The organism is Microcoleus asticus IPMA8, from assembly GCF_013179805.1.
GTDB classification, from domain to species: Bacteria; Cyanobacteriota; Cyanobacteriia; order Cyanobacteriales; family Microcoleaceae; genus Microcoleus; species Microcoleus asticus.
The window spans coordinates 1-6,546 of the sequence record NZ_SRRZ01000207.1 but is presented as its reverse complement, the minus strand read 5'-3'; the positions used below and the strand labels follow the sequence as shown (position 1 = coordinate 6,546).

The window sequence follows — 6,546 nt, the reverse complement described above, 5'->3', positions numbered from 1 at the left end:
TTTGATTTCCCCAAAATACGTCAATATACTTACACAAAGAAAATCATTTAGGATTGCTCTAGATATAGAAAATCATTTAGGATTGCTATAGAAGCAATCTCAAATTTTTGCCCTTCCCCTTCCATCACAAACATCGGATAGATGAGGTCGTCAACTGTCAGGTGATTTTCCCGTACCATCCGCCGCAAAGCTGGTGTACGGCGGAGGCGGCGGGGACGGATGGTTGTGAGGGAGGGATTTTGATTTTTTGGAGTGGGAACGGCGGACTCGACGTTATTTGCAGATGACATAGGAACTGGGGGCAATAATGATAATCATTATTATTACATTATTGCGCCCAGTGGTAGCGCCACGGAATTGAAAAAACAACTCCTCACGCCTGTGTGACAAGCTATTTAACCAATCTGTTCTATTTTGAGCAGAATAGTATCGGCGTCGCAATCGTAAAATATTTGTTTGACTTTTTGGATGTGCCCGGATGTCGCGCCTTTGTGCCAAAATTCAGAGCGTGAGCGGCTCCAATAGTGTGCTTCTCCTGTAGCTAGAGTCTGCTTAATTGACTCTTTGTTCATCCAAGCCATCATTAAAATGGTACTATCTCGATCGTCTTGGGCGATCGCCGGAATCAAACCTCGATCGTTAAATTTTAAAGCTTCTATCCACAAATATTTTTGATCCATTTTGAGTTTACAGGAGTTGTATTTCCTTAAGTAAGATTTTTTCCCGCAGAGGGCGCAGAGGGCGCAGAGGGAGGAAAGGGAAAGAAAAGAGAGACAAAAAGATGGCAATCAAATATGACTCTCTTTTCTTCTGTCCCTCTGCTGGGACGAAAGTTTGTATATCAGCGAATTTTCTTCGCCGATGATTCTAGTGAAAACTTGATTTGTGCGCGATTAAACTCATAAATTCTTGACGAGTTCTGGCATCTTCAGCAAACACTCCCCGCATCGCTGAAGTCGCCGTCCAAGAACCTGATTTTTGTACGCCGCGCATTACCATGCACATATGAGTAGCTTCGATAACAACTGCTACACCTTGAGGTTTTAGCAATCCTTGAAGTGCATCAGCAATTTGTGCAGTTAAGCGTTCTTGCACTTGCAATCTGCGCCCGTACATTTCACAAATTCGAGCAATTTTTGACAGTCCAATTACTTTCCCGTTGGGGATGTAAGCAACGTGGGCGCGACCAATAATTGGCAGGATGTGATGTTCGCAAGAACTGAAAATATCAATGTCCCGCACTAACACCATTTCGTTAGCATTTTCTGTGAATACTGCTCCGTTGAGCAGTTCGTCGAGAGATTGACGATAACCTCCAGTTAAGAACTGCAAGGCTTTGACAACTCGTTTCGGTGTATCTCGCAACCCTTCACGGTCGGGGTCTTCTCCCAATCCTAGCAGCAATGTACGCACTGCTTGCCTCATTTCTTCATCTGAGACAGGGGGTTGAGATTGGGTAGAAATCGATGACACTACACCATTTGGAGAAGTCAGTTCTGGACGAGTAGATAAAGTCATGCTTGCAGTTTGTGAAATGTTTAACAGTGGGTATGGACTTTTAGTTACTAGATACTGAGATTGACGCAATCTTAAACTAAACAACTGTTAAGTTGTTCTCGAATTTGAGCGGTATCTAAGTTGCGACCGATGACTACGAGTTGATTTTTAGGTGGAGTCAACCATTCGTAAGCATTTAGTTCATAGCGCGCGCCACTAAGTTGAAAAATGTGTCTCATCGGACTTTCTTCAAACCAGAGAATGCCTTTTGCCCGAAATACATCGAAGGGCATTTCTTCGGTGAGAAATTCTTGGAATTTGTGGAGATCAAAAGGTCGATCGCTCTGAAATGATAGCGAAACAAATCCATCATTATCTAAGTGATTGGAGTGATGTCCGTGATGGTGGTGTTCGTGATGATGCTCGTGATGGTGATGTTCGTGATGATGATCGTGATGGTGATGTTCGTGATGATGCTCGTGTTTTTCCTCAGTTTCAAAACTATCGAAAAGTTCTGCTTGGGTTAAACCTACACCCAAAATTAAGGGTAAAGGAACTTCACCATATTCAGAGTGTAAAATTCTCGCTCCTTCTTTCACAGTGCGAATGTAAACTTCTAATTCTTCTACTTTTTCTGAAGGAGCTAAATCGGTTTTGTTCATCAGCACGATATCTGCAAATGCTACTTGTTTTAAAGCTGCTTCGCTGTCAAAATGATCGGTGGTGAATGTTTCACTATCGACTACGGTGAGTACAGAATCTAGGCTGGTTAAATCCCGTAATTCGGTGCCGAGAAATGTCAATATAATCGGCAGCGGATCTGCAACTCCGGTGGTTTCAATCACCATGCAATCGATACGGTCTTCCCGTTCTAAAACTCGGTATACTGCATCAACTAAGCCTTCGTTGATGGTGCAGCAAATACAGCCGTTGCTCAGTTCTACCATGTCATCTTCTGTAGAAATTAAAAGCTGTGAATCGATGTTAATATCGCCAAATTCGTTAACTAAAACTGCTACTTTTAAATCTTGACGATTTTTGAGGATTTGATTGAGTAAAGTCGTTTTGCCGCTGCCGAGAAAGCCGGTAATTATGGTTACGGGCATTCCTCTTTTGGGAAAATCGGAAATTAAATCTGGGGTTTGTACAGCGAGATTAGTCATTGTCCCTCATTGATTAATTGTACAGGCCCTGCTGTTAGTTCAGAAAGCTGCTAAGTATCCCAAAGCTCTTGTGGATAGCACTTCCTAGCCAAAATTTAGGTGCGATCGCCTGTATCGCACTGAATCGAATATGATAATCATTATCATAGTTTAGATGTGCTTTAAGCGCAAGCCCTAGAATTATTGCTCAGCTAGCTGATGACTCATAAACACTTCACTGTCATCCCTTTTCCAGATAAATCCCATGTTACAAACGGGAATTTAAAACAATGTATTGAGGGCGAGTGCGATCGATAATTCCCTCCTCCTCCAGCCGACACATCAGGCGCGTCACAGTAATTCCCATCGCCTCAGAAATCTCTTGGTGAGTCAATCTCAGATCGATCAAAACTCCTTGTGCTACTTCCCGACCAAATTTTTTTGCCAACCAAGCTAATAGTTGCAACAGTCGATCGCGCAGACATTCGCTGCGAACAATGCAGAAAAATTCTTGAGTTTCCTGAAGGTGTCTGAAAATTTCATCTAAGGATTGATAGCACAAATTTTGAGGAATGTAACTAACTTCTACATGAGTTTTGCTCTCAATTTGATAAGGTTGAACGCCTGACAACGAGTGACCGAGTACGTCTCCAACTCCCCAATATCCGAGGGTTATTGGTGTTCCCTGTTCGCTCCAAGTCATGGTTCGGACGGCTCCCCGCTCAATTCGCAGTAAGCCGTTAAAGGGCATGGGTACCAACTGACGGCAGGTGAAAGTCTGCTGTCTGAGATTAGGGTACAAGGCAGGAGTGTAGGTTAAAAGAGTCATAGGATTTAGGTTTAGCGTCACCGCTACTTTGGATAGAACGTACAGCTTACGCTAATTGATAATTTATATCAACTAGCTGGAAGTAATTGCAATGCCCGACTGCTAAGCTTGAAACCCTTTGCGGGTGGTGTAAGAGACGTTTCGGAACTTGACAGTATCCGTGTCTGGGTCGTAGAGAGTATAATTTGCTTGTCCGCTGAGCCGACCCACATTTCCGACTCCGATCGCCCTTCGCGCTTTTGCAGAAACGGTTCCAGGTGGCTCCTGAGAGTCCAGAGTTTGCACCCAGTTATTGATAATACTTGGCTGTAATTGATACTCAAATGCTAAGCCCGATCGCCCGCAAAACAAAGTATTGGCATCAGCGCGGATAACGCGATCGAGCATCACAGGCGGCGGAGTCTCCGGGGTAAGCTCATCAGACGCGCTAACCGTACTCCCGTGAATCAACAAACAATCCAATTCATGAAAACCAAAATTCAAAGAGCGCAACCACTCTACAGTTTTCCGACTAACAGAATCCCAGAGCAACTTAATCGTATCTGCGCCGTATTTTTCTTGCAATTCTGCCGCATCTGGGCTAGAACCTATTCCGTGTAAGTTAAAACACTGTTCTTCCCACCACCCGATACAAATTTGAGGTTCGATTTCTCCTCGTTTGGGCGCTCGGACTCGCTGAACTAATTTTTCGCAATCGGGATGGGGGCCGACTAAATCGCCTAAGATATACAATTCGTCAACACGGATTCTCAGGCGCTTGATGTCAGCTAGTACAGCTTCATAAGCAGCCAGATTCCCTTCGATTCCAGTTAATATTGCCCAAGTTTTCATTGCTTTTAATTGTTGGTGATGCTAAAGGTTTTTGTGTGGTTAGTTTGGATGGTTTTTTCGGAATTTGTTTTGAACGGATATCTTACACCAATCTCAAAAAATTGTAGGGGCGGGTTTTACCAACCATAATCGCCAAAAACTAACAATCTCATAAACTCGCCCCCACCCAACGGTAAATCACAATCTACCTCTTTATTGAACAGTCAACAGTTAACTGTTAACTGTCAACTGTTTATCTACCTCTCACAAACATGAGTAGGATTGTCGGCTCTTTCTGCATATTCCAAACCCCTAGCCAAACGCCAAGCAAAAATCGGAGGTAAACCTTTTTCAATAATTGCAGCGCAAGTAGCCTGATAGTCATATTCCACTTCTCGCAATATCACCTGTTGAGCATCAACATCGTAAATCACGTAGGTAGCATTCGGCCTGCCGTGGCGCGGTTCTCCCACGGAACCGACATTCACAATCCGCTTTAAAGGAACAGTAAAACTTAAATCTTTATCTCCTTCAATGCTCGGCCTGCTGACTCGAACCTGCATATTTCCAGCATCTAAAGTGCGAACGTAGGGTACATGAGTGTGACCGCAAAAAAGCACGTCAGCATCGGCAGAAAATACCCGCTCTAACGCAGAAAAAGCATCCATTGTCGGCAGTAAATATTCATGATTGCTGTGAGGGCTACCGTGAACGAAACACATATTGTCTTCCCGCAAACTGTGCGGCAAAGTGGCTAAATATTCCCGCGTTTCTGGGAATATTTGACTGTTCGTCCATTCGTGAGCTAATTTGCCTCTTTTTTCTGCTAAAACTGAGGGATAGCTGCATTCGCATGAGTTCAAACCTTCGACAATATCTTCGTCCCAGCAGCCGACGCAAGTGGGAATGTCGAGGGAGCGAATCATTTCTACTACGGCGTGGGGATGCGGGCCGTAACCGACTAAATCTCCAAGGCAAAAGATTTTTTCTGCTTGTTGTTCGTCAATGTCTGACAAAACTGCATTTAAGGCTTCATAGTTGCCGTGAATGCAGGACATAACTGCTATTTTCATTCGGTTTCTTCTTCTCCTAATAATAGTGCTTGTTTGACTTGCTCTTGGTAATTCAACAGAATTGTTTCGGACAGACAGCAATCTTCTAGAGTTTGTCCTAATGCTGTTTCATCGAGATTTTCGCCGACAATTTCTATGCCACTAAATCTTTGGGGCCGGCCTTCGAGCCAGCGGGGAAGTGGCAATTCTTCGTGGGCGGTTTCTTTGAATTCGGCAGCGAAATCGAAGTAAAAAGATCGCCCGTCGGCTATGTCAAAAATGCCTTTTGCTCTGTGAACTTTTCCGTAGGCTCCTTGGGTCATTTCTTGGTACCAGAACAGATCGAGGCTGGCTGGATCGAGGACTTGTCCGCTAGCGGGGCTGCGCCAAATTGATAGTTTTTCTGGTTCGCCGCTAACGGCTATTCCTTCTACAATTACATCCGCCCATTGATGCCATTCGGTGTCTTTCATTTCTGGCGGGACTACAGCAAATCGGCGGCTGGGGAAACTTTGAAGTAGGTTTTCTACTGTTGTCAGTTGCAGGTAAAATCCCAGTTCGATGTAGGCTGAAACGCCGTTTTCCAGGTGTTTCGCGAGCTGGGATTCTTCGCCGTCTGTCAGGGTTTTGATTTGGGGGAATTCGGCGGCGATGCACGTTTGGTCGATCGGCACATTGCCGCTTCCCGGGGACAAATACAGCGCTGGCGAGGTTTCGGCTGCTAGCTGCTGTCGAATCCAGGTTGTTTTGCCGCTTCCGGGCGGGCCCGCTACGGCGGTGATGGTAGGTTGACTCATACATATAATGATAATCGTTATCAACCAATCGCATCTTCTATATTTAAATTTAATTTTGCGATCGGGCAGGAAGCCTGCGAAGCAAAGGTTATACCATTTTAGATTTTAGATTTTAGGTTGTAGATTTAAAAATTGGGGATGACTGGTTCTGATACTAAGGCCAAAGTATGTGATGCTCATCACATACTTTTATGCGTCAAATCACTATTATATAATTTAACACTCCGTTACATTTATTTACATAAAGCAACAAACAAAAAACAAATGACTTCACGCAACCTAATTATTGACGACCAAGGCCTGCTCAACAACTTCGCGATCGAGCCTAATACCATTTTTTTAAAGATGTGATAGAGATAAAGAATGTAAAATCCAAGACCATCCGGTGAGAAAACCAATGACGCGATCGGTGAAAGATG

The 6,546-nt window shown here is 44.1% G+C and carries 8 protein-coding genes; all 8 read right to left on the bottom strand.

Translation table 11 applies throughout. The annotated features are described in order from the left end of the window. Nucleotides 1-47 precede the first annotated feature (47 nt). A complete protein-coding gene (locus tag E5S67_RS30445) occupies nt 48-290 on the bottom strand; it encodes a hypothetical protein (protein WP_425487385.1) in 243 nt (80 codons plus the stop codon). A gap of 105 nt (nt 291-395) precedes the next feature. Further along, the gene (hisI, locus tag E5S67_RS30440) at nt 396-680 is read right to left on the bottom strand and encodes a phosphoribosyl-AMP cyclohydrolase (RefSeq protein ID WP_172192999.1); all 285 of its coding nucleotides are present in this window, start codon (nt 678-680) and stop codon (nt 396-398) included. Between the two features lie 187 nt (nt 681-867). Then, the gene (gene folE / locus E5S67_RS30435; RefSeq protein WP_172192997.1) at nt 868-1,518 is read right to left on the bottom strand and encodes a GTP cyclohydrolase I FolE; all 651 of its coding nucleotides are present in this window, start codon (nt 1,516-1,518) and stop codon (nt 868-870) included. Between the two features lie 71 nt (nt 1,519-1,589). Then, a complete protein-coding gene (locus tag E5S67_RS30430) occupies nt 1,590-2,660 on the bottom strand; it encodes a CobW family GTP-binding protein (protein WP_172192995.1) in 1,071 nt (356 codons plus the stop codon). 247 nt (nt 2,661-2,907) lie between these two features. Next, nucleotides 2,908-3,468 (bottom strand): Crp/Fnr family transcriptional regulator, encoded by a 561-nt coding sequence (locus E5S67_RS33795; protein ID WP_172192993.1) that lies wholly within the window; start codon nt 3,466-3,468, stop codon nt 2,908-2,910. A 102-nt stretch (nt 3,469-3,570) separates the two neighbouring features. Next, nucleotides 3,571-4,299 (bottom strand): metallophosphoesterase family protein, encoded by a 729-nt coding sequence (locus E5S67_RS30420; RefSeq protein ID WP_172192991.1) that lies wholly within the window; start codon nt 4,297-4,299, stop codon nt 3,571-3,573. Between the two features lie 236 nt (nt 4,300-4,535). Further along, complete coding sequence (locus E5S67_RS30415) at nt 4,536-5,351, bottom strand: metallophosphoesterase family protein (RefSeq protein ID WP_172192989.1); 816 nt, start codon at nt 5,349-5,351, stop codon at nt 4,536-4,538. Continuing rightward, entirely contained in the window at nt 5,348-6,127 is a 780-nt protein-coding gene (locus E5S67_RS30410; RefSeq protein ID WP_172192987.1) for a GTP-binding protein, read from the bottom strand. The genes E5S67_RS30415 and E5S67_RS30410 overlap by 4 nt, the downstream gene beginning before the upstream one ends. Between the last annotated feature and the right edge of the window lie 419 nt (nt 6,128-6,546).